At 37.1% G+C, this 24,009-nt stretch carries 23 protein-coding genes; 11 read left to right on the top strand and 12 right to left on the bottom strand.

The window, feature by feature from the left end; all coding sequences use genetic code 11:
- Positions 1-2 precede the first annotated feature (2 nt).
- The 5 genes from ABVT42_RS10875 to ABVT42_RS10855 form a co-directional block, all read right to left on the bottom strand.
- Positions 3-1,298 (bottom strand): FAD-binding oxidoreductase, encoded by a 1,296-nt coding sequence (locus ABVT42_RS10875; RefSeq protein ID WP_353896678.1) that lies wholly within the window; start codon positions 1,296-1,298, stop codon positions 3-5.
- Positions 1,295-1,717 (bottom strand): GtrA family protein, encoded by a 423-nt coding sequence (locus ABVT42_RS10870; RefSeq protein WP_353896679.1) that lies wholly within the window; start codon positions 1,715-1,717, stop codon positions 1,295-1,297. Before ABVT42_RS10870 ends, ABVT42_RS10875 begins: the two co-directional genes overlap by 4 nt.
- Positions 1,702-2,001: a UbiA prenyltransferase family protein gene (locus ABVT42_RS10865; protein WP_353896680.1), complete on the bottom strand. Its 300-nt coding sequence runs from the start codon at positions 1,999-2,001 to the stop codon at positions 1,702-1,704. Before ABVT42_RS10865 ends, ABVT42_RS10870 begins: the two co-directional genes overlap by 16 nt.
- A complete protein-coding gene (locus tag ABVT42_RS10860; RefSeq protein WP_353896681.1) occupies positions 1,976-2,572 on the bottom strand; it encodes a UbiA prenyltransferase family protein in 597 nt (198 codons plus the stop codon). The genes ABVT42_RS10865 and ABVT42_RS10860 overlap by 26 nt, the downstream gene beginning before the upstream one ends.
- Before the next feature lie 455 nt (positions 2,573-3,027).
- A complete protein-coding gene (locus tag ABVT42_RS10855) occupies positions 3,028-5,175 on the bottom strand; it encodes a hypothetical protein (protein WP_353896682.1) in 2,148 nt (715 codons plus the stop codon).
- Between the two features lie 305 nt (positions 5,176-5,480).
- On the opposite strand from ABVT42_RS10855, the gene ABVT42_RS10850 reads away from it, so the two are divergent.
- Entirely contained in the window at positions 5,481-6,080 is a 600-nt protein-coding gene (locus tag ABVT42_RS10850; RefSeq protein WP_353896683.1) for a DUF938 domain-containing protein, read from the top strand.
- Positions 6,081-6,095: 15 nt separating this feature from the next.
- Here the strand turns inward: ABVT42_RS10850 and ABVT42_RS10845 are convergent, their stop codons facing one another.
- Both ABVT42_RS10845 and ABVT42_RS10840 read right to left on the bottom strand, forming a co-directional pair.
- A complete protein-coding gene (locus ABVT42_RS10845) occupies positions 6,096-6,920 on the bottom strand; it encodes a divergent polysaccharide deacetylase family protein (protein ID WP_353896684.1) in 825 nt (274 codons plus the stop codon).
- Positions 6,921-6,941: 21 nt separating this feature from the next.
- Positions 6,942-8,111: a S41 family peptidase gene (locus tag ABVT42_RS10840; protein ID WP_367023782.1), complete on the bottom strand. Its 1,170-nt coding sequence runs from the start codon at positions 8,109-8,111 to the stop codon at positions 6,942-6,944.
- A gap of 132 nt (positions 8,112-8,243) precedes the next feature.
- On the opposite strand from ABVT42_RS10840, the gene ABVT42_RS10835 reads away from it, so the two are divergent.
- The 3 genes from ABVT42_RS10835 (at position 8,244) to ABVT42_RS10825 (ending at position 11,427) form a co-directional block, all read left to right on the top strand.
- Positions 8,244-10,772, top strand: coding sequence for an intermembrane phospholipid transport protein YdbH family protein (locus ABVT42_RS10835; protein ID WP_353896685.1), 2,529 nt, complete (start codon positions 8,244-8,246; stop codon positions 10,770-10,772).
- 126 nt (positions 10,773-10,898) lie between these two features.
- On the top strand, positions 10,899-11,078 hold the full coding sequence (locus ABVT42_RS10830; protein ID WP_353896686.1) for a YnbE family lipoprotein: 180 nt from the start codon (positions 10,899-10,901) through the stop codon (positions 11,076-11,078).
- A gap of 19 nt (positions 11,079-11,097) precedes the next feature.
- On the top strand, positions 11,098-11,427 hold the full coding sequence (locus ABVT42_RS10825) for a YdbL family probable chaperone protein (protein ID WP_353896687.1): 330 nt from the start codon (positions 11,098-11,100) through the stop codon (positions 11,425-11,427).
- Positions 11,428-11,499: 72 nt separating this feature from the next.
- Here ABVT42_RS10825 and ABVT42_RS10820 read toward each other — a convergent pair whose 3' ends face one another.
- The gene (locus ABVT42_RS10820; protein ID WP_353896688.1) at positions 11,500-12,099 is read right to left on the bottom strand and encodes a glutathione S-transferase family protein; all 600 of its coding nucleotides are present in this window, start codon (positions 12,097-12,099) and stop codon (positions 11,500-11,502) included.
- A gap of 61 nt (positions 12,100-12,160) precedes the next feature.
- Between ABVT42_RS10820 and ABVT42_RS10815 the strand changes: the two genes are divergently transcribed.
- Together ABVT42_RS10815 and ABVT42_RS10810 are read left to right on the top strand one after the other, a co-directional pair.
- Positions 12,161-12,667, top strand: coding sequence for a hypothetical protein (locus ABVT42_RS10815; protein ID WP_353896689.1), 507 nt, complete (start codon positions 12,161-12,163; stop codon positions 12,665-12,667).
- Between the two features lie 59 nt (positions 12,668-12,726).
- Positions 12,727-13,908, top strand: a complete 1,182-nt coding sequence (locus tag ABVT42_RS10810) for a CaiB/BaiF CoA transferase family protein (RefSeq protein WP_353896690.1) — start codon at positions 12,727-12,729, stop codon at positions 13,906-13,908.
- 70 nt (positions 13,909-13,978) lie between these two features.
- On the opposite strand, the gene hppD is transcribed toward ABVT42_RS10810, so the two are convergent.
- Together hppD and ABVT42_RS10800 are read right to left on the bottom strand one after the other, a co-directional pair.
- On the bottom strand, positions 13,979-15,022 hold the full coding sequence (hppD, locus tag ABVT42_RS10805; RefSeq protein ID WP_353896691.1) for a 4-hydroxyphenylpyruvate dioxygenase: 1,044 nt from the start codon (positions 15,020-15,022) through the stop codon (positions 13,979-13,981).
- Between the two features lie 16 nt (positions 15,023-15,038).
- Positions 15,039-16,199, bottom strand: a complete 1,161-nt coding sequence (locus ABVT42_RS10800; RefSeq protein ID WP_353896692.1) for a homogentisate 1,2-dioxygenase — start codon at positions 16,197-16,199, stop codon at positions 15,039-15,041.
- 394 nt (positions 16,200-16,593) lie between these two features.
- On the opposite strand from ABVT42_RS10800, the gene ftsY reads away from it, so the two are divergent.
- The 5 genes from ftsY (at position 16,594) to ABVT42_RS10775 (ending at position 21,767) form a co-directional block, all read left to right on the top strand.
- Positions 16,594-17,835 carry a signal recognition particle-docking protein FtsY gene (ftsY, locus tag ABVT42_RS10795; RefSeq protein ID WP_353896693.1) on the top strand — a complete coding sequence of 414 codons (1,242 nt, stop codon included), beginning with the start codon at positions 16,594-16,596 and terminating at the stop codon, positions 17,833-17,835.
- A gap of 24 nt (positions 17,836-17,859) precedes the next feature.
- The gene (ftsE, locus tag ABVT42_RS10790; protein WP_353896694.1) at positions 17,860-18,555 is read left to right on the top strand and encodes a cell division ATP-binding protein FtsE; all 696 of its coding nucleotides are present in this window, start codon (positions 17,860-17,862) and stop codon (positions 18,553-18,555) included.
- Positions 18,548-19,522, top strand: coding sequence for a permease-like cell division protein FtsX (gene ftsX, locus ABVT42_RS10785; RefSeq protein WP_353896695.1), 975 nt, complete (start codon positions 18,548-18,550; stop codon positions 19,520-19,522). The genes ftsE and ftsX overlap by 8 nt, the downstream gene beginning before the upstream one ends.
- A 324-nt stretch (positions 19,523-19,846) precedes the next feature.
- Positions 19,847-20,695 (top strand): RNA polymerase sigma factor RpoH, encoded by an 849-nt coding sequence (rpoH, locus tag ABVT42_RS10780; protein WP_353896696.1) that lies wholly within the window; start codon positions 19,847-19,849, stop codon positions 20,693-20,695.
- A 226-nt stretch (positions 20,696-20,921) separates the two neighbouring features.
- On the top strand, positions 20,922-21,767 hold the full coding sequence (locus ABVT42_RS10775) for a substrate-binding periplasmic protein (RefSeq protein WP_353896697.1): 846 nt from the start codon (positions 20,922-20,924) through the stop codon (positions 21,765-21,767).
- A 36-nt stretch (positions 21,768-21,803) separates the two neighbouring features.
- Here the strand turns inward: ABVT42_RS10775 and ABVT42_RS10770 are convergent, their stop codons facing one another.
- Positions 21,804-22,529 (bottom strand): FAD-binding oxidoreductase, encoded by a 726-nt coding sequence (locus ABVT42_RS10770; RefSeq protein ID WP_353896698.1) that lies wholly within the window; start codon positions 22,527-22,529, stop codon positions 21,804-21,806.
- A complete protein-coding gene (gene ubiD / locus ABVT42_RS10765) occupies positions 22,526-24,004 on the bottom strand; it encodes a 4-hydroxy-3-polyprenylbenzoate decarboxylase (protein WP_353896699.1) in 1,479 nt (492 codons plus the stop codon). The genes ABVT42_RS10770 and ubiD overlap by 4 nt, the downstream gene beginning before the upstream one ends.
- Positions 24,005-24,009: the final 5 nt, after the last annotated feature.

Raw genomic sequence — 24,009 nt, 5'->3', positions numbered from 1 at the left:
CTTCAAATCCCTAATCGTTCTGATTGCAATGACTGAAAAACTTTATCCATCTGATTTTTTTTTCTAAATGTTCTAAATTTATCGACTAAAGGATAACCCTGTTCAAAATTTTCCTTTGTTATTCTCGCATCCTTAGCAAGATAAACTCTACCTTCATATTTTTTGAGTATTTCATCCAACTCATTAAGAAAGTGCCAAATACCTTTATCTATTTTAAAGTCTAAAGCTAAACTATAACCTTCCATTGGAAATGAAAGATAATTACCATTGGCTTTACCATAAAGTTTTAATACAGCTAAAAAAGAACCTCTTTTAGAATTTGATATTTTTGACAAAATCTCAGTTAACCCATCAAAACTTTTTTCTTTTGGTAGAATACATTGGTATTGAACAAATCCATTTTTTCCATAAATACGATTCCAATACTTTATTGCATCTAGTGGGTAAAAAAATGAGTCAATATCAACAACTTTATTACTTACTCTTCCTTTTGTTTTTTTATAATAAAACCAATTAAACAAACTCATACTTATTTTATTTAAGATAAAGCTAGGAAAATTTAAAGGGACTGAGACTTTTTCTTTGGGAATATATTGTAATTTATCATCACATCCAAATTCGCCCAATTTCAATAGAGAACGACCAATATTTTCTTTTTTAGCAAAACAATCAATCCAAGCAACGGAATAAGACGAAGAGCGGTATTTTTCAAACGATTCAAATGTTTCTTTTAAGTTTTTATTTTTAATTGTTGTTTGATTAATAAATTGCGATTTAATTTTTTTAAGATATATTTTCGCGTTGACAATTACACCGGTTAACCCCATTCCACCGCAAGTTGCGTGAAACAATTCGGCATGCTGCGTTTTAGAGCAAGTAACAATAGTGCCACCAGCAAGCACTATATCAAACTCTTTCACACATTCACTAAAGCAACCCATTATATGATGATTTTTACCATGCACATCAGATGCAATTGCACCACCAACTGTAATCAACTTAGTACCGGGAGTAACTTTTAAAAACCACCCTCTAGGAACAAAATGCTCTAATATTTCGCATAGTAAGACACCAGATTCAACATGCAATAGACCGCTTTCTTCATTAAAACTTTTAAAATAGTCGTGTGGACGCATATTTAAAACCAAATGATTAAGCGCACTATCACCATAGCTACGACCATTACCATACGGAATAAATGTTTTTTTCACATTGAAAATTTCTGCTAAATTTTTCCACGAATATGTAACAGCTTTAATTTTTAAATTTGGATATTGCCCCCAGCTGGTAAAGTTCATACTTCCATCTCTTTTTGCACAATAAAAACATACTTTCTATCTAAAAAATACTTAATGATGTATCCGATACTTAAACCAATAATAGCACCAAGATATTTTGCATTTGGGTAGGAAAAAATTAAATCAAATGCAACTTCAGTCCCCCAAAATATACCAGTCGTAATTATCCCCATAATTGAATAAAGGATAAATTTTTTAACTTCATCAGCTTTTCCAGAGGGATGATGATAAAAAATATATTTTTTATCTAATATGTATTTTGCTATTAACCCAGTTAATGTGCCGACAAACATAGCAATATAAAGTGAGCCAAAACCCATATATAATTTAAAACTGAGATATTGAAATAGCAGGTTAATTAGAATTGCTATTATAGCAAAAAAAATATATTTGATAGGAAGCATCAATAAATAATCCATGCAAATGAAGCAATCCATCCGACAAGAATTATCTGGATAAAAATATCATGTAGAATAACTTTGGTAGGAGAGCCGCTCTCTCTGTTAACGAAAGTAATTTTCATATAGCGCAATATACCAACAATTACAAAAAACGAAGTAAGATATAAATATTCACTGTTTTCACGATTTATAAGCTCACTGGATGTTGTATAGTTGATATAAGAGACAATGACTACAGCACTCATTACCATCATTGCGCCATCAAGAAAAGGCAGGTTATAGCCATCCATAACCTTTCGCATTTTTTTTTCCCGATTCTAAATAGATAACAACATCATCGCGGCGCTTTGCCAAGGCCAAAAATAGCGCTAATAAAAATGTCATAATAACAATCCACATCGATAGATGGGTATCAGTTACGGTTGCGCCTACAAATAATCTTAAAATAAAACCGATTGCTATTGTAGAAACATCAGCTATTGGAATGTGCTTAAGATAAAAGGTATAAGCGATATTTATCAAAATATACATAAGAAAAATATAGGCTACTTTCACAGTAGTGACAGCAGCTAAACCAACACCTGCACATAATAAACCAGTCATAATTACGATGGCTAATTGTTTAGATACTTGACCCGATGCTAATGGACGATACCTCTTTTTAGGGTGGTGTTTATCTTCTTCAATATCATGATAATCATTAAAAATATAGATTGCGCTAGCGACCAAACAAAACGCAATAAATGCGCTGAATGTATCAATTAATAAAGAAAAATCTGTAATTTTTAATCCAAAAAATAATGGTAGAAATATAAAAAAATTTTTTACATATTGATGTGGTCGTATTAGATGTAAAACAGATGAAACATTCATTTTTTTCACTATTATATAATAATGTCTTTTCTGACAGTCTATTGGTTACTTTATTGTAATAAAGCGAGTAATCAATAAATATTACTTATTATTTTACTTCAATTAAACGTTAAATCATCCACAAAACAAGGTTTGTTGTTAATTTACTTATACTCATCTAATTCCTTAATACTACTGTTTGCAGCTCTCCACAAATATTAAGTAAGTTAATTGAACGATCAATTTTTACATAGGGAGTGATTCTACCTTTAAAACTAAAAGATTCACAATAGACTACCGTGATAACATTTGATTATTCTTTGTATTAATGAAACATAAAGGCAAACGCCTATTTAGGTATCTATATGTCTTTTAAATACAGCCATTACTTTATGAGATTTTTTTTAAAATTTTAAGTGACCTTCGAAAAAAGAGAACATTCAAAAGGCGTTCAATGAACGCCTTTTCTTTTAGCTTTAATTTGAAAAAATAACACCTTCCCGAGTATTGTAATCGATGATATAAAGTGCGTGTAAATATTTATCCAATACATAAATCTTTTCACCTTCGGTATCCACTTCGATTGCTCGTGCTTCGATAAATAAAGTGCTATCAAAGTCTTCAGAAGTTGAAGCATTATATGGAATAGCCACCACACGAGAAGACTCTCCAACCATGAAGATCTGATTATGTGTGCTATCAATTGCTAAATCAGAATAAGGTTTATCGGTTTCACCAAAATGCTCAACACTGTTGTCTGATAAGTGAACTATTGTGTATGCGACTCCAGCGAAACCGGTTACCAATAGTTCATTTTTAGTCGGATTAAATACAATATCTTGCGAATCTCCCCATACTTGTTGATTCTGATCCTTGGCGATGAGTACTTGCTCACCATTTGATAAATTCACTTCAACAATCGATTGATTTTTATGATCGACAATATAGGCAATATTATTAGTAAAGTCGTAATCTGCCCCCGAGGGATGACTTAACAGGCTTTGTACGTTTGCCCCATCATAAATGATTTCGCGCATTCCAGAAGATAAATCAACGGCTATAATCGCTCGGCGACCACTATCTAATATCATCACGCGGTTGTTCATTTTATCAAGCTCAATGTCTTCGGGCGTGTTTAACATGGCGCCCTGCCCTGCATTATGAATATCAGATATCAGTATTTTTTGGCCTGTTAGTAATGAAACCGCCAAAATCCCTTGTTGTTGGTCAATCACTAAAGCGCGTTGATTAGCATCATCAATCACAAAATCAGCAGGCGCAATGAATGCTATATCATTTTGAGGAATCTTAATACTTTTAACATTAGTTCGAACGCCAGAAACAAGGTTTACAATAGATAAACCTTCCTGACTTTGATCGCTTAATAAAACTTTATTATCAGTAGAAATATTTGATAATGCTTGAGGTTTAGATGGTTGATTCCCAAAGAATTCTTCATTTGAAGAAATCACACTAATAGAGAGATCTGTTAATTTAACAGCAAGCAGATCGCCGGAACTTTTTTCAGTTAAAATCAGACGATTATGATTTGCATCAAATTGTAAGTCACTAATAAAACTTCTGTTAACTGCACTTGGTTTCTTTATATCTTCAATTATTCTATCAGCTGAATTTGTAGTTAAATTCACAGCAACCAAATGGCTTTGCTCAGGATTAAACTGAAATTCACTTAAATATAATGTATTTAAAGCTGATTGATAAGCAAACCCGGTAATTGTACCAATATTGAGTGATGTTGCCGCCATATCAAATATAAGGCTTCGCTGTCCCGAAGCTAAATCAGTCGCATAAATTTTTCCGCTAATAACATCTACAACAAACAAGCGATTATTCACTGAATCCAATATGAAATCTTCAAAGAAGGTAAAGTTATATTCGCTATTATTAACATTTGGCAAAAGCTGTAGTTCAGCAGTTTGCAGATTGATCTCTACAAAATTATTGTAGGTAAAAACAATGGCGCTATTATCTTGAGCATTAATTGCAATATCAATGGGGCTGTTCAACCTCGATATATCTTGCAAAACAGTCTGACGCTTACCATTAACCAAATCAATAGAATAAAGGGCATTGTTGTCTTTACTTACAGCATACGCCACTTGTTGAGCCGTATCATAAGCCAGCGCATCTATTGGACCAAATAAGGGCGAGTTAGTTACACTGATTATTGTAGAGTCAATGTTACCAGCATAGTCGCTGACTTCAATCTGGAGTTGATTGTGGCCTTCACTCAAATCAACACTAGTCGACCAATTTAAAAACTCATTTTCGCTTGATGCAACTTGCCCATTCACAACCACTTGTTTTACTTTGATATTGTCATTGGCTGTTCCTACAACTTGTAAATTAAAGCGATCCGTTAAAGTTTCGGCGGGAGGAAAGGTAACACTTACGGTTGGTTTGATAATATCAGTGTTTACTGGATCAGTTGGATTATCAGAACTTGTAGGATCTGAGCTACCGCCACCACAAGCCATTGTCATTAATAGCGCTAAAAACACACAAAATGGTGTAATCAGACTGAAGTAATTGGTTGAATTATTCAAGTATATTTTATCAATCTGTTCTTTTTTAATTAAAAATGTTACTTTTCGACGCCACATCTAGGGGAGCTCCAACCAATAGATTTTAGTTTAAAGAAATAGGTTTTAATTAAGACAATTAGCTATCATGTTTAGTTTTGGTTAAAAAATATGTATTAAAAATGAATATAAATTGTTAATACAAGTATACATTTTAACTGTGTTTATTTGCCTCAGCAGTCGATTAACTTATTTGAGATTTAAAGTCATATGGTATCATGCATTTATTTGGTTTTGAGTTTAATTTTTAAAATGGATGTCAGCTTCCCTATTCAATCAGTCCTCATCCTATTACAATGAATTAAACCAAATTAATGCCTAATATTATGATTGATAAACCATATTCGGAAGCTTGTGTTCGCAATCAGCAGCCAATTTTAGCGGTTATTCAACCCTTTTTGACACATAAAACACATGTTTTGGAAATTGGTAGCGGCACTGGGCAACATGCTGTCTATTTTAGCCAACAATTACCACATTTAACGTGGCAAACCAGTGATCAAAAGCAGTATCATTCAGGCATTCGCGCTTGGCTTTCAGAAGCAAAGCAAAGTAATCTGCTAGACCCACTTGAGTTAGATGTCACACAACAAGCACATTGGCCAAATAAGACCTATGATGCTGTTTATTCTGCAAACACCGCACATATTATGCCTTGGCGGGCTGTTGAGCAGTTTATTCCAGGAGTTGGCAAGCTACTTGAAAAAGACGGTGTATTTCTATTGTATGGTCCATTCAAATATAATGGTGAATTCACCAGTCAAAGCAACCAGCGATTTGACGTCAGTTTAAAAGCACAAAAATCAAGCATGGGCATACGAGACTTTGAAGCAATTTTGCAATTAGCAAACCAGGCGGGACTTGCACTGATTAAAGATTATTCCATGCCAGCGAATAATCAGCTACTGGTGTTTAAAGCGAGTTAATTTTAATCCGTAAACCTAGTGGTAAGCACCATGTGCCCCAATACTCAGATTAATTAATTTTTGCCAATGACTTTGTTGAATTAATTGGCCCACACTCACAAACTCAAAATCAGTTTGTAATTGTGTTAAATTTTCGATTAAATATCGTGAAGTTTCAGGATATGGATGGCAAATTGCAACAACATGGCCTTTTTTAATTGCAATTTTTTGCATCAATTCAAACTGTTCTTCAATACTGGGGGCAACGCCCTGGTGATCTAAAAATAGGTCTCGTCCAATATTCGCAATCCCCATTTGTTCAGCAACATCCTGTGCTATCGATACTTGAGATGTTTTAGAATCAAGAAAATACCAGCCAAACTGTTTGGCACTTTCCATCACCCATTGCATTTTTTGCTGATTTTGAGTTAACAGACTACCCATATGGTTATTAAATCCTACCAAATTAGGTACTGAGTCAGCACTCTCTGAAATAGTCGACTGCATTTCTCCTTTTGCCATATTGTTATAAATAGCTCCAGGACCAAGTAAATCAGGTCTGGAGAGTGCTTCCATAGGTAAGTGCATAATTACCTCATGCCCCTGTTTTTTTGCATAATCAGCAATTAAATCGGCATGGGGCGTATGCGGTAAGATGGCTGCGGTTAATTTAACCGGTAAAGACAGCATCTTTTTGGCAATCACTGAGTTATCACCTAAGTCATCGATAACAATAGAAATTTTTGGTTTTGCTTTGGGTAAATAAACAGAGGCAACTACTTCAGTCGGTGTCAAATTCGATTCGGCCAGGCAAACCGGAGCAAAACAAATAAACCATAACCATAAGACTGATTGACGCAAATTAAACCTCATTTAACCAAGTTAGTTTTGCAACAGATTATAGGCCTGTAACAATTGCGGATCATCCAATAGACTCACATTATAAGTATTTTTTTGTCGCGTTTTACTAAACCTAATATCAGGTGTGATACCCGTATCTTGTATTTTTGTTCCATGTGGTGAAAAGTACTCAGCCGTAGTAATTTTCATTCCAGCCTCTTCATTTAAACCAAAAACAGTTTGAATCGTACCTTTTCCATAGGATTTCTCACCAAAAATCGTCGCTTTTTGATGGTCTTTAAGGGCAATAGCAAAGATTTCGCTGGCTGAGGCAGATCCTTGGTTAAGAATGACGAGTAGCTTTATATTGGCATAAGGCGCCGCTTTATGGGCATAAAAAACTTCATTTGAATCTTCAGTTCGTCCCTCAGACACCAGTAATTTTCCCTGTGAAATGAATAAGTCAGACAGTTCAACCGCGGCCTCTAATACTCCACCCGGATTATCTCTTAAATCAATAATAAGCTTTTTTAATGGCGCTGATTTTTCCAGATTCTTCATGGCATCTATAAATTCTTGCACACTGTGCAAGGTAAATTGAGACAACTGAATATACCCTGTTTGATTAGGTAAAAGGTTACTGTAAACACTCTCCAGCAAAATAATCTCTCGCTTAAGTTGCATATCTTTAGGTTGAGAAAATCCCGTACCAGTTACACGCATTTCGATAGCGGAACCTACTTCTCCTTTAAACTGGGATGCCGCCTCCTCTACTGACACATATCGAATACTTTTACCATTGATATGCGTTATAATATCGCCAATTTTCAGTTCGGCATTTGCCGCTGGACTATTGGCTATAACTTCAATGATTTCTAACCCAAATTCACTATCCTTAAACCTTAAACCAACACCGGCATACTCACCATCATTGTCTTGATTAAATTCTGTAAATTCTTCAGGGGGCAAATATCTAGAATGATTATCCAGACTGTTAACCATTCCTCTAATCGCAGCTCTTATTAAGGTTGTGTCATCGACATCCTTTACATAAGATGATTTAATATGATAGTAAGCTTCTGTCAAAGCACGCAGTTCATTCAACGGAATTTCAGACTGCTCTAGTTTAACTGCACCAGCATTTGACACAAACAAAAAACTGCCGACTAACCAAAGGCAAGGAATAAAAAACTTTATCCTGATTAAATACATCTAAATGGCTCAAATAATGGAAAATAAGTTTAATATAACGAAGCTGTCTTTAATCAACAATCAATTTTTCAATATTCACTCAATAAAAATGCCATTCATCATTTCGGACTATTCATTAAGGAATATAAAACGTTGTCTGCATTAAAGCGATTGTTAACAATCTGTATCGTCATAGGCCTATTAATGACGCTATTGTTTGCCAGTTTTCCTTGGTGGTCCACTTATTTTATACAAAAATCAATCCCTCAAGGTTGGCATATTCAACAATTATCAGTAGATTATTTGTCACGCGACGGATTTTCAATAAAAAAACTTATTATCGAAAATCAATCCACTACCCTTGATTTTGAAAATATTACAGCAAACTATGGATTTAAAAAAGTTGGTATCAAAACCTTAAAAGTAAGATTGGTTGATTTACCAGAAAAACCCGCACTTTTATTTCAATTACCAGATTTAAAGTCACTCGCGCATATGACAAAAATTGAAGATAAAGTCATTACTCTCAATCAGCTAATATTAATTAAAGATAAACTTGAAATTTTTTCATCCCAAATCGCTATTCAACAGTCAGAACCTAATCAATTAGTTGTCATGGGGAATCTGCAACATGAACCGCTCAGTAGCATTTCTGATTATTTGATTACAATCAACTATCAGCCACAAAATCAAGATAAGATAAGCTTACAACTTGATATTCAGCTAAATCAGCTTCCTCTTGCAAGTTATAATCAATATCAAAATTTATCTCAAGCAAACGCTGAGCTGATACTTTACCCTACACTACTAAAAAAAATGTTTATCCAAAAAATTCAGACACTCAACCTACCAATACTTATTCAAGATTTAACAAACCCCATCACGGCAAAATTAGAACAAAAATCTTGGTCTCTGGCACCAACCATCACGCTAAACTTTGCCGACAATTTACTTATACATAAAACGCTCAACGAAATAGCAACTCAACTCAAATTACACGCTGATTTAAATCAAACACCTCTGATTTTTAATGGACAAGTAAATGCTTCTTCGAAGCAATTGAATTGGATAAAAAACAAAACACTTCAACCTAAAATCAATCTTGAATTTTTAATAAAACAACAAGAAAAAAGCTGGCTGATCGAAAAATTATCGGGAAAAATAACTTCAAAAAAGAGTGTAATTGCTCACCAAGACACTCAATTAGATATAACAAAACCACAAGTAGCTTTTAAATTAAAACCATTTGAGCTTAACTTCAATTCTTCGGCTAATGTTAGAGGCAGTCTAACTATTAAAAGTGAAGAGAGCCACTTGCAAATTGGACAAAACAAGTTAATTGCAAAACGTCTAAGCACAGACTTATCATTTGACACCCCTATCGATTTTTTAAAATTCCCTCAAGAACAGTTTTCACTGATTAATCATAAAGCTAGATTTTCAGGCAGCATACAATTACCAGAATTCGATTTAGATATTCATGAAAAAGGTAAAATTATCAGCACCAAAAGTAATAGCTTGGCATTAAAAATTAATCTATTGAACCCCCTTCTAACCACAGGAAAAATCGAGAGCTTATTAAGACTCAATCAAATTAAAACACCATTAATAGATACCAGAAAAATCACGATAGATACCGCGACATTAGAAACAAAGACACAACTAAAAAGCAATGCTTACTTAACCAAAGGGACTATTACTATTGATAACAAGCAAACTTTAGAGTTTAATAATACCTTATCTCGTAGTGTTGAGTTGCAATCTATGACAACTCAACAGATAACATTGTCACATGAATTCATTAACACTTTGTTAAAGCAACTTAAGCCTAAATTAAAGTCGAACCTGTCTATAAACCAAGGTACACTTGATTTTTCTAGTAATTTTTCCGAGGACCTTCAAGCGCTTTCGAGCAAACTTACCGGAGAAGAGTTATCAGTACAAATAGATAAGAATAAACTTGAAAAAATTAATATCAATATTGAGCTAACTAACGACTTGAAATTTCAAAACTTTACGACTTATACAAAGGCTCAAATTAAAAGTTTACGCTTAGCTAGCCAATTATTAATTGAAAACATCCAATTTAATTCGTTTTTTAACAACCAGACCTTAAAAGTTGACAACCTGTCAATGCAACTTTTCTCGGGCCAATTAAACAGTCAGCCCATTAATTTCATTGACCAAAAACTCAACCCTTTTACTGTCAATATACAATCACTGGATTTAGCCGAGTTGATTAACTTTCTTGAGATTGAAGGACTAAGCGCCAGTGGAAAAATCAATATTGACATCCCTATTAAACAACAAAAAAATGCACTAATGATAGAAAAAGCACAATTTTTTAGTTTATCAAATGGCAAAATTAAATATCAAAAACCAGGACTTGAAAAGTCGTCTAATATCGCAATCCAAGCATTGAGTAACTTTCAGTATAAACAACTAGATGGTACTATCGATTACAATGATCTGTCAGGCGATTACTTGATCAAACTACATTTAGTCGGAGCAAACCCAGAGTTATATAATGGCTATCCCATTGACTTTACTTTGAATCTAAAGGGACAAATGAGTGGCATTTTTAAATCAATTTTTTTAACCGGTAGTTTTGAAGAAGCAATTATGCAACAAGTAAAAACGGGCAACTACCAAACGGGTAGCGAAGAGTATAAACAACCGTAATAAGTCATAATTTCTATAACATAATATTATTATTTATGGAAAAATGTGGTTTATTGAATTAGTTCAGCTAAAATTCAGATTACTTTATCTAAAATGGCAGTAATAACCAATATGAGGACACTTTATATGCTCAAGATTTGTGGGATAATTATCGCCAGTATTGGCATAATTGCCTGTAACCCTACCGTCAGGCTCGAATCCGAAAAACCCATTCACATTATTGCGGATGTCACTATCAAGCATGAAATTAAAATTAAAGTTGAAAAAGATGTCGAGCAGGTTTTAGCCAGCGGCGACTTATTTTAAGATATTCTGGGAGTCTATCATGAAAAACGCAATTCAATGGTTATTTGCAATAATGGTTCTTTTTAGTACGCAGGTTTTTGCCATTAATTTAACTGATGCTAAAAAACAAGGACTGATTGGCGAGCAATATAATGGCTATCTTGGTATAGTCGCCAAATCAAATACCGAAGTCACTGAACTGGTTCAGTCAACCAATGAAAAACGTAAAGAAAAGTACGAAGAAATCGCAAAAAAACGTGGAATCAGTTTAAAAGAAGTTGAAATATTGGCTGGTGATAAAGCGATTGAAATGACTTTATCAGGAAACTACATTAAATTACAAAACGGTTCTTGGCAGAAAAAATCTTGAATTAATTTTGCAATTGAATTTATTTTTAAAGGCGGTGTTATTCCGCCTTTTTAATTTGTCGGACAGCTAACTTTATCCAATTAATGGATTTTCTTGGAAGCACTTACGTTGGCTTTGTTCTGCAAAAAACTCAGCTAATTCACCCCAATGTTGACGCCACTGAATATCACTATGACGGAAGTCAAGGTAAGCTAAACAGCTCAATATATTAATATGCAAAATGCTAAAATCTTCGGGTAAAAGTGACAAACGTTGTTCAATATCAATAAGAGTTCTCTCAATCGCTTGATTATAACGCTCCCACCAAAAAGCTGATTTTAATCCTTCATTTTCTCTGACCTGCTCAATTCTTCGTGCCACACAGGTGTCGATTAAACCAGAACAAACGGAATAAAAAGTTTTCAACCGCCAATCAGCATATATTGGGTTAAATAACGTCCCTCCCGTAAAATTTGCATCCAAATAATCGCAAATCACTTCGCTATCTAATATAACTTCACCCGAATCAACTAGACAAGGAACCTTTCCCAAAGGACTCACAGCAAGGAAATCAGAGACATTATCAAAAGGATGAACTTCTTTTAATTCGACATTGCTTTCAATGCCAACTTCAGAAATAACCATTCTGACACAATTGGCATAAGGCGAAGATTTTGTATAATAAAGTTGCACAATAGCTTCCTGAATCAATAAAATTTATACTTATTGCTGCCACATTGTAGTCAGAGTACCGATGAAAGCACAAGAGAAAAAAATTATCGATAATCCCTATCAAGCGCCTGAGTCTCATATTGACCCGTCTGCAGCTGATGAGGAATACACAGGCAAGTTATACAGCATTGCCGCTATCTCAATTGCAACAATTTTTGGTTCATTTCTAGCGGCAGGTATTCTTTTACAAAGTAATTTTAATAAGTTCAAACAATCGACAGCCGCCTTTATCACCATTATATTTACCACAGTGGCAACGATTGTATTTTTATTTACAAGTCTATTTGTTGAACAACCATCACTATTGCTTTATTTTTTCTATAATTTTCTAGCAGCAGTACTCATACTCCCCATCAGTTATATATTTCAAGGTGAAAAATTACTTGCGCATGAACAGGCTAACTATCCTGTTCATTCATTGTTCAAAGCGATTTTAATTGGTATTGCCTGCTTTTTCGCTATGGGATTAATGCTTTCCTTGGCAGTATTGCTGCTTTTTATTATACCAATTGACTTAATTTTTAATTAACACCTTTGATCATTAAGGTATTAAGATATGACGACCTTAATTGAAACAGTGGCGTGCTAATGGCTGGACCTCTAACCCATATTCAAGTTTTAGATTTGAGCAGAATTTTAGCTGGCCCTTGGGCAACCCAATTTTTGGCAGATCTGGGTGCCAACGTTATCAAAGTGGAACGCCCTAATGTTGGTGATGATACCCGCCAATGGGGTCCGCCATTTGTTGAATCTTTAGATCATTCCCAAGCAGCCCTGTCGGCATATTATCTTTCTGCTAATCGGGGTAAACGCTCTCTTGAAGTTGACTTATCATCAACCGAAGGGCAACAACTCATTTATCAACTAGTGAAAAAATCTGATGTGATTGTCGAGAACTTCAAAGCTGGTACATTAAAAAAATTGGGGCTGTCTTATAACGATTTAAAACAGCACAATCCACAGATTGTATATTGTTCGATCACGGGATTTGGTCAAGATGGGCCGCGTCACGAGCAAGCAGCTTATGACTTTATGATTCAGGCAATGAGTGGCTTAATGAGTATTACAGGGGAACCCGAGAGCCAAAAAGGCGTGCCGCAAAAAGTCGGCATTCCGATTGTTGACTTGATGACAGGCATGTACGCTTCTAGTGCGATTCTTGCTGCACTCAATCACCGCGAAAGAACAGGTCAAGGCGAATATATTGATATTGCCATGTTAGATGTTATGGTCAGCACTTTAGCTAACCGCAAAATGAGTTACCTGACCTCAGGTCAAATACCTCAGCGAACCGGTAATCGACATCCCAATATTCAACCACAAGATGTATTTGCCTGTCAGGATGGTTATATTGCTATAGTTGTTGGCAACGACCAGCAGTTTTTGAAATTATGTGATGTCATCAAACAGCCAGCGCTTAAGTCAAATCCACATTTTCAAAGTAATGAGCTTAGGGTTTCTCATGCCGAACAGCTAGTTAATATTGTTGCAGCGGCATTTGCACAAGCCGATAAGTCCTATTGGCTGGACCGGCTGAATTTGGCAGGTATACCCTGTAGCCCGATTAACCGCATCGATGAAATACTTAATGATCCACAAATCAAGCATCGTGATCTGGTATCTTATATTGAACATCCTCAGTTTGGTAATATCCCTCAAATGAAAAATCCGATTAAGTTTCATAACGCAACACTAGACTCGGTTTCAAGTCCACCACTTTTAGGTGAGTTCAATACAGAAATTGCTCAATGGTTAAAGCAATCATCTTAAAAAATTAATTAAAGATACAAAAAAGGAGGCTTTGCCTCCTTTTTCATTATGTTATGGATCTCAGCTAAAACTAGATTACACCACGCTTTTCCTGATCACGTTCAATCGACTCAAATAGAGCTTGGAAATTACCCTCACCAAAACCGCGATCATTTTCACGCTGAATCATTTCGATGAAAATTGGACCAAATAAGTTCTTGGTAAATATTTGTAGTAAATAAGTATTTTCAGCCTGACTGTCTACCAAGATCTGGTGATTTCTAATTTTTTCACGATCTTCTTTTACCCAAGGAACTCGTTTAAAAATAGTTTCATAGTATTCAGGGATAATGTCCAGAGTTTCAATGTATGAACCTTTAAGTGCATCACAAGATGCAACCAAATCACGTGTTCTAAATGCCAGATGCTGAACACCTGGACCATTATAAATATCTAGATACTCATCTATCTGATTATTGTTATCATCTTTCCCTTCGTTAATAGGAATACAGAAAGTACCACACGGACTTTGCAGCGCATAAGATAACAATGCAGTTTTAACCCCTTTAATATCAAAATAACGAATTTCATCAAAACCGAACACTTGTTTATAAAAGTTTGACCATGTCTCCATAGTACCTTTGTAAACATTATTAGTCAGATGATCGATTTCGATAAATCCTTTATCTTCTTGTACAATAGGATCAGCTAAATCTTCAAAATCCGTTGCCCAAATTGAATTATCACCGTCGTGCTTATCAATGAAATAAATTAAGCTGTCACCAATCCCGTAAATAGCAGGGTAGGGGAAGTCAGTTTCTTCCGCAGGTTTCGCTCCACGTTTAACAGCTTCAGCCTTCGCAAATTCGGCATCATCCACTTTCCAGCCCATCGATGAAATTGCAGGACCATGCGCCTTGGTAAACTCAGCAGAAAAACCTTTTTTTTCAGCGTTTAGCAAAAAGTGAATGTCATTTTGCTTATAGTAAACAATATCTTTACCTTTGTACTTTTTAATTTTTGAAAAGCCGAAATCCATAAATACATCATGCATAAAGGTTGTATCGGCCGAACAAAATTCGGTAAATGAAATTCCACGTAATTTCAGTGGATTTTCCACTTGATGTTCAGTCATTATTTTCTCCAGTCACTTAATCTTCTAACCAACTTTGGTTGTAATCTTTTTCCATACAATCGCGAAAGTGATTAGTCATATTGAGCGGATTAAAGGTGTCAACCATTACCGCATACTCATAGGTTTCTTTTTTACCAATCGACTCTTCAGTTTTACCGGGTTGTGGACCATGTGGTACACCCTTTTTGTGTAAGGTCATCGAGCCAGATTCAATACCAGTACGGCTCATGAAATTACCATGAACGTAATATAAAACTTCTTCACTATCGATATTGGTGTGGTAATAAGGTGCAGGAATTGACTCTGGATGAAAATCATAGAGTCTTGGCACAAAATTACAGACAACAAAATTGTTTGCTGTAAACACTAAGTGGTCACTAGGCGGCAAATGAATTTTGCCAACTTTGGGCGCGTAGTCGTCAATATTAAATGCCCATGGATAGCACGCACCGTCCCATCCAACCAAATCATATGGGTGCCATTCGAAAACGCTGCGTTGATATCGGTCACCGTACTTAATCACCAGTTCAAACTCACCTTTTTCAATAGTGGGTGCTTGCAATTCTGGTGTACGAATATCTCGCTCACAATAAGGTGCACTTTCAAGAAGCTGTCCGGTAGGTGTACGGAAGTGCTTAGGAATATTCACCATTGTCGGTGATTCAATGACAAACAAACGCACCTCATCATAGCTATCAAACTTTAGTTGATAGGTAGTCCCTTTAGGGATAACCAGATAATCCCATTTTTTAATTTCCAGGTTACCGTATTCCGAGGTGAGGGTGCCGCTCCCTTCATGAATAAAAACAATTTCATCTGCATAGGCATTTCGATAAAATTGTCCCGTATCTTCGGTGACCTTCGCTGTGTACATTGCAACATCGTTATTAAATACCTGCATTCGTCTCGCAGAGTAAAAATTACCGTGGCTTTCAATTCGTTGCGTATGAACTTTATAATTTTGAAGTAATGTATCTTGCCAAACTTGACCGTGATCAACTTCGTAAGGCTCAACTCGTAGTACCTTAGTTGGCATACTGTGATGATACTTATTCGAATACATATTCGAAAAACCATGAGTGGAAAACAATTCCTCACGATATAGTTCCCCGTCATCACGATAAAAAGTGATATGTCTTTTAGGGGGAATCTTCCCTTGTTTGATATAAAAAGGCACAGTTAAGTCCTCAGTATTTGATGGATGACCGATTACTACAAGGATAACGAGTAGCCCCTACGTAAAAAAGGATAATCTTTTTAAGCTTACAATCAAAAAAATAGATTAATTTGTTGAGATATACCGAATACCTTGAAATGATTCGATTATTACCAATGAATTAAAAACTTTGTGGTTTTACAAACAGTTAAATCAGCGGTAAGTTTTTTTTAGTTTGCTATAAAAATCCCTGAATCAGCCAAAACTCAATCAAAGTGTCTTTTTATTTAGAAAGGATGGGGACAAATCAGCCGAAAACGGCGAAACCGAGTATTCGACGGAAAGCCAACTCGAACATTTTGAAAAATGATGATAGCATAGCCTCAGTTTATATTTGAATGAATAAGAGAATTGAATGTCCGACAAATCCTCGGAGAAAAAAGGCCTGTTTAGCTGGTTTGGCAGTAAGAAAAAATCTCAAAAACAGGATAAAAAACAATCAGATAATCGAGAACAGACAGAAGAAGCTTCCACTCAGTCAATCAAAGAATCCGATGATCTGACACACAATCAAGCGGTCGACCAAATTCTTGATAGCCAGCATTCAGAAATTCAGACAGAATCATCTGAAGTATCACAACCATCTAGTGAAACACCGTTAACTCAAACAGAAGATGCACTAGACACTAAAGCAGAAAATCCTCCGGCAATTTCACAGCCGCAGGAAAAACCAACTAAACAATCGCTTTTTCAACGCCTAAAGGCCGGACTTTCAAAAACGCGTTCTCAATTTTCTAAAGGACTGGCCAATCTCCTGTTAGGCCAAAAAGAAATTGACGAAGATATTCTGGAAGAAGTTGAAACCTTATTATTGATGGCCGATGTCGGAGTCGATGCCACAACCAGAATTATTGAAGATTTAACTGAAAAATCCGACCGTAAAGAGCTAAAAGATACTCAAGCTTTAATGAATCGTTTAAAAGAAATGCTTTTAGCGGTTATATCACCTGTAGAGCAACCACTGCATATTCCTCAACAGCCTAACCCATTTGTTATTTTGGTAGTCGGTGTTAATGGTGTTGGTAAAACCACTACTATTGGCAAAATGGCACATCGCTTTCTAGCCGAAGGTAAAAGCGTTATGTTAGCAGCGGGGGATACTTTTCGAGCCGCAGCGGTCGAGCAGCTCAAAACTTGGGGTGAGCGAAATAATGTTCCTGTAGTTGCACAGCATACCGGTGCCGATAGCGCTTCAGTTATATATGATGCGGTTGCAGCTGCAAAGGCACGAAATGTCGATGTGGTTATTGCTGATACCGCCGGTCGCTTACATAACAAAAGTAATCTGATGGAAGAACTCACTAAGGTAAAACGCGTGATGCAAAAAGTTGATGCACAAGCACCTCACGAAATCATGCTCGTTGTTGATGCCTGTACGGGCCAAAATGCACTGGTTCAAGCAGTTGAGTTCAATAAAGCGGTCAACCTCAATAGTGTCACCATTACCAAGCTCGATGGCACCGCCAAGGGTGGTGTTGTATTTGCTTTAGCAGATAAATTAAAACTTCCCATTCGTTTTATTGGTGTCGGTGAAACCAAGCAAGATTTGCGCACCTTTAAGGCACAAGACTATATTGATGCATTATTTGACCAATAATAAAAAGAATAACTGAGGCTAGCCATGATCGAGTTTGCGCAGGTTTGTAAGCGTTACCCCAACGGCCAGGAAGCATTAAAACAAGTAAGCTTTGAACTGGCCGATGGTGAAATGGCGTTTCTTACCGGACACTCTGGCGCAGGAAAAAGTACGCTACTCAAACTCATTTGTTTAATGGAGCGCGCAACATCGGGTCAGGTTATTATTAATGGTCGTAATTTTAATCGTATCAGCCGCCGTAAAATACCAACTGTGAGACGAGATATTGGCATGATCTTTCAAGATCACCGCTTACTATTTGATCGCAGTGTTTTTGATAATGTCGCGCTTCCGTTATTAATTGCAGGCTATCCACACCGTGAAATAGGCCGTCGTGTGAGAGCGGCCCTGGATAAAGTCGGCTTGTTGTCTAAAGAAAAACATTCCCCCATTATACTATCTGGAGGTGAGCAGCAACGTGTCGGTATTGCACGAGCCGTTGTTAATAAACCACCTTTATTGCTTGCAGATGAGCCAACCGGTAATCTTGACCCCGATCTTTCTGCAGAAATCATGCACTTATTTGAGCAGTTTAATCAGGTCGGCGTCAGTTTATTAATTGCATCGCATGACTTAAGCTTAATTGCTCGAATGCATTACCGAACTTTAGTCATGAAAGAAGGACAACTCGTACAAGATCAAGAAGTTGCCAATCATAGCGAGGTATCAGTCCATGAGTAGCGAACAGCTCACTGGTGCCAGTCTTTCGCGCGGCGCAACCCTTTCCACCAAGCTGAAAATGCTTACTCGCTTGCATAAAGTCGAAGCGATAAGGGGTGTTCAAGATATTTTTAAGACGCCAATATCCAGTTTAATGACCATTCTGGTTATAGCCATTGCACTGGCTTTACCTGCGGGTCTGCAAATATTGCTGGATAATGGTAAAACCCTGTCGAAAAGCTGGGATGGTGCCAGTCGAATTTCGCTTTACTTAAAAACTGACCTCAAACCAAAATCAATTAACGATCTGGCAAGCGAATTGCGACAACTAAGTAGTGTCCAATCTATTCAGGTTATTACTCAGGAGCAAGCACTTGCTGACTTTAAAGAGCGCTCAGGTTTTGCTGATGCCCTACTTGAACTAGATAGCAATCCGCTGCCACCCGTTCTGATAATTCAGCCCAAATCGACTCATACTTCGCCACAAGCTTCTGAATTAATGTTGGCTGAATTTAAAGCACACCCTGAAGTTGAGCTGGCGCAACTGGATCTCGACTGGGTAAGAAAACTCTATGCATTGCTACAACTGGCAGAAAAAGCAGCAACGGCACTTGGAATTGCCTTGGCGCTGGCCGTTTTATTGATTGTTGGCAATACCATTCGTTTGTCAGTACAAAATCGCCGCGAAGAAATCGAAGTGGTTAAGCTAGTTGGCGCAACCGATGCCTTTATTCGCCGACCATTTTTATATACCGGTTTTTGGTATGGACTCTTCGCGGGTATATGTTGTTGGCTTATATTGAGTATTTCTCTACTTTGGCTGAAAGAACCTGTTGCAAATCTGGCAGGACTCTATCAAAGCCAATATCAGATTGCGGGGCTTAGCCTGCAGCAAAGCTGTAAACTGATCGGTATCAGCTGTCTTCTTGGATTAATGGGATCATGGCTAAGTGTAGGGCGACACATTCGCCAAATAGAACCAAGATAATTGCATTGAAACATTTGTATACATATTTACCCTGTCAAATATCGTATTCGTCCCCATATTAGTCCAAGCACACAATTTACCAATAGCGTGTAACAAATTGTAAAATAAGGAAACTTTTCTAAAAAGTAGCACTCTAAACGGACAGGTGCTAAAACATTAGCACTCTCAGCACAAGAGTGCTACACTAAATGCCAGCTGGGCAGTAAACCCTACTGATATATCAAATCAGTCAGGTTAACCCGCTTGGAAAAATAGCACTTAAAATAATCAAGTCGTTATTTTATTAATATTTTCAGGGATTTAAATAAAACGAGGTTTTAAACAATGAGTAAAGCTTTAGCAACAGTGGCGATGTCTGTACCTCAAGGCAATATCGATGCCTATGTTACAGCCATTCACTCTGTACCAGTACTAACACCTGAAGAAGAATACAATTTGGCAACCCGCTATAAAGATGAAGGCGATTTGGCTGCTGTTCGAGAATTGATTCTTTCTCACCTTCGTTTTGTTGTACATATTGCCAGAAGCTATAGTGGCTACGGGCTATCCCAAGCCGATCTCATCCAGGAAGGCAATGTTGGCCTGATGAAAGCAGTTAAGCGATTTGACCCAGAAATAGGTGTCCGTTTAATCTCGTTTGCTGTTCACTGGATCAAAGCTGAAATCCATGAGTTTGTATTGAGAAACTGGCGAATAGTCAAAGTGGCAACCACTAAAGCGCAGCGTAAATTATTCTTTAATTTAAGAAGTGCCAAAAAAACCCTTAACTGGCTAAATAATGATGAAGTCAAAGCAGTCGCGGATGACTTAGGAGTATCAGAAATAGAAGTTCGCCGCATGGAAAGTCGTTTAAATTCACGTGATACCGCTTTTGATTTACCCAATGATGCCGATGAAGAGAGTACCTTCGCTCCAGCGGCTTATCTGGAAGCTCCTGAGAGCGATCCAGCACAAACACTTGAGCAACAGGATTGGGAATCTCATCATCAAAAGCGTTTATTTAATGCCATCCAAACTTTAGATGAACGTAGCCAGGAAATTCTTGCTGCTCGCTGGTTGAATGATGAAAAGGCTACACTACAAGAGTTAGCTGAAAAGTATCAGGTTTCAGCAGAACGCATTCGTCAACTTGAAAAAAATGCAATGAACAAGATTAAAGCCTGTATGAGTTAATAATTTTGTTTTGATTTAAAGAGTCCAGAAGGCGTCATATCGACGCCTTTTTTATTTGAGATTTTCTAATCACATCCTCACTCTAATTATCCATTCACTTTGCTCCTCTGATAACCTCGCCTAAAATTGTTGAATTTTTCTGGCAAACAGCCGTGTTAAAAGGATAGAGCTCAACTACACTTAAATTATAAAAGCTGGCACACTTTATAGTAAAAAGGAGCGCTGAATGAAAATCTTGTCTAAGTTCGGTCTTTTAAGTTGCATGGTCTTTTTACTCGTCAATTGCAGCGAGCCGTCAAATACTGAAAATACGCCCCCCCAAGAAGTAACAACGCCACCAATGGCTAATCAGCCGCCACCTAAACCTGAGAATCAATGTCAATTAACGATGGGGTGGGATCCATGGGAACCTTATCAATATTTAACTCCGGAAGATCAGGTACGCGGATTAGAAATTGATTTAGTCAAAGCAATGGCTACAATAGCAGGCTGCGAACTTACATTCGTTCAGAAAAACTGGATGAACTTATTAGATGATGTTCGCAATGGTAATATTGATCTATTAGGCGGGGCATCAAAAACGTCAGCTCGAGAAAAGTTTGCATTTTTTTCAGATTATTACCGACAGGAATCTTTTGTACTTTATGTTCGTAAGAATGAAGCGAACAAATACACACAAAGCAAACTCACTGATATTTTAACTGGAGAATTTAAACTTGGAGTCACCGAAAATTATATCTACGGTGAAATGGTTACTAATCTGCAAGATAGCGAGCCATTTAAAGATAAATTTGTCAGTGTGCCCACCTCAGAAGTTAACTTCTATAACCTTATACAAAATCAGATAGATGGATTTTTAGAAGATCCATTTGTTGCCGGTTACACCATCAAACGGAAAGGTCTGCAAGGACAAATTGAAGCTCACCCCATCAAAATTCATAGTGGCGATGTTGCACTGATGTTTAGTAAAAAAAGCGTTAAGCCTGAAACAGTAGTTGCATTTAATCGGGCACTCCATCAACTGCAACAAAGTGGAGATTATCAAAAAATATTGGATAAATATCGCTTTTAATTTTCGGTAAAAAAGCCGGGGAAAGCAATCCCTGGCTTAATCTATTTCACCCATTTCACGTTTAATATCCAGCATATCGCCGAAAATTTTGTGCTTTAATGCGCCAGCTAATAATAAGTCATGATAAACACTCAAAACCATGTTCGCTGAACCACCCAAGTAAAAATCGCACTGAGAAATTTTATCGCCAAGTTTTTTTATGGCGACCTGATGAGGAAAACCAACATCACCTTGCCAGTTTTCTTCAGCTATATCGATAACTGGATAAAACTTAAAATTGGGATGTTGCTTCTCCCAATCGGTTGCCAATGGACAAACATAGAGTTCAGCAGAAGTTTGTGCACCCAAAAACAGTGAAAATTGGCGCATAATTTTGTTGGCAAAGGCACTTTCCAAAATACTTTTCATTGGCGACATTCCTGTGCCACCAGCAATAATAACAACATCATCATTACTGTCATTTAAAACACACTTTCCACTCGGGCCAGATACCTGAAACTGTTTACTACTTTGAAAAAGTTCAAGCATTTGTGAGGCAAGACTATCTTCATGAGTAATTCGAATATGTAATTCAATAAAAGTTTTTTCTTCGGGCGAACTGGCAATTGAAAGAGGCACTTGCATACCGTCAGGCATACTCAAAAATAAATACTGCCCCCCAGTAAACGGAAAAATATCTTCGGTAACAGGAGAAAGACGAACACAATATATCTGGGGACTCAGAGAAATTATTTCGCGTGTTATACAATCAATTTTTTTCATAAATTCAATTCATCCCAAATACTATCAATATATTGTTTCACATCCTCACTCATGGCAATGGCATTTCCCCACTCTCTTTGAGTTTCACCAGGCCATTTATTTGTCGCATCAATGCCCATTTTAGAACCTAAACCAGAAACAGGCGAGGCAAAATCCAGATAATCAATTGGTGTATGATCAACCAACAAAGTATCGCGTGTCGGATCCACGCGCGTGGTTAACGCCCAAATCACATCCTTCCAATCACGCGCATTGATATCATCATCAGTTACTATTACAAACTTGGTATACATAAACTGACGCAAGAAACTCCATACTCCCATCATCACGCGTTTAGCATGACCAGGGTATTGTTTTTTCATAGTCACCACAGCCAATCGGTAAGAACAACCTTCGGGCGGCAAATAAAAATCAACGATTTCAGGAAACTGTTTCTGAAGTAATGGAATAAATACTTCATTTAATGCAACACCAAGAATCGCCGGCTCATCAGGCGGCCTTCCGGTATAAGTAGAATGATAAATCGGTGATTGCCGATGAGTAATTTTTTCAACCGTAAAAACCGGAAATTCCTCAACTTCATTATAGTAGCCCGTATGATCACCATAAGGACCTTCTGGCGCAGTTTCTCCGGGATAAATAAACCCTTCCAACACAAATTCGGCACTCGCTGGAACTTGCAGATCATTTAAAAGACTTTTAACAACGCGTGTTTTTTCGCCTCGCAATAATCCTGCAAACGCATATTCCGATAACGAATCCGGGACAGGTGTGACGGCCCCCAAAATAGTCGCGGGATCAGCCCCCAACGCCACACTGACAGGAAAAGGTTCGCCAGGATGTGCACTTTGCCATTCTTTAAAATCTAGTGCTCCACCACGGTGAGATAACCAGCGCATGATTAGTTTGTTTTTGCCAATGACCTGCTGTCGATATATGCCGAGATTTTGTCGAGTCTGATGGGGTCCACGGGTAATCACTAATCCCCATGTAATCAATGGCGCAACATCACCTGGCCAACAGGTTTGAATAGGAATTTGCCCTAAATCAACGGAATCTTTTTCAATAACAACTTGCTGGCAATCTGCGGACCTTACAACCTTTGGATGCATATTCAAAACCTGCTTGAATATAGGTGCTTTACTCCATGCATCTTTTAATCCTGCGGGCGGATCAGGCTCTTTTAAAAATGCCAGCAATTTACCGACATCACGTAACATGGCAACATCTTTACAACCCATTGCAGCGGCAACCCGTCGGGTTGATCCAAACAGATTTGCCAGCACAGGCGTATCGAAACCTTTTGGATTTTCAAATAGTAAAGCAGGGCCGTCAGCTTGCAATACGCGATCAGCAATTTCGGTCATTTCCAAAACAGGATCAACCGGATATTGAATTCTTTTTAAGTCGCCCTGCTGTTCAAGATAATCAAGAAAGTCTCTAAGATCTTTATAGTGAACGGTTGGTGAATACATTTCCC

The organism is Aliikangiella maris (genome assembly GCF_040719265.1).
Taxonomy (GTDB): Bacteria; Pseudomonadota; Gammaproteobacteria; order Enterobacterales; family Kangiellaceae; genus Aliikangiella; species Aliikangiella maris.
This window is presented reverse-complemented; position numbering and strand designations above follow the sequence as displayed.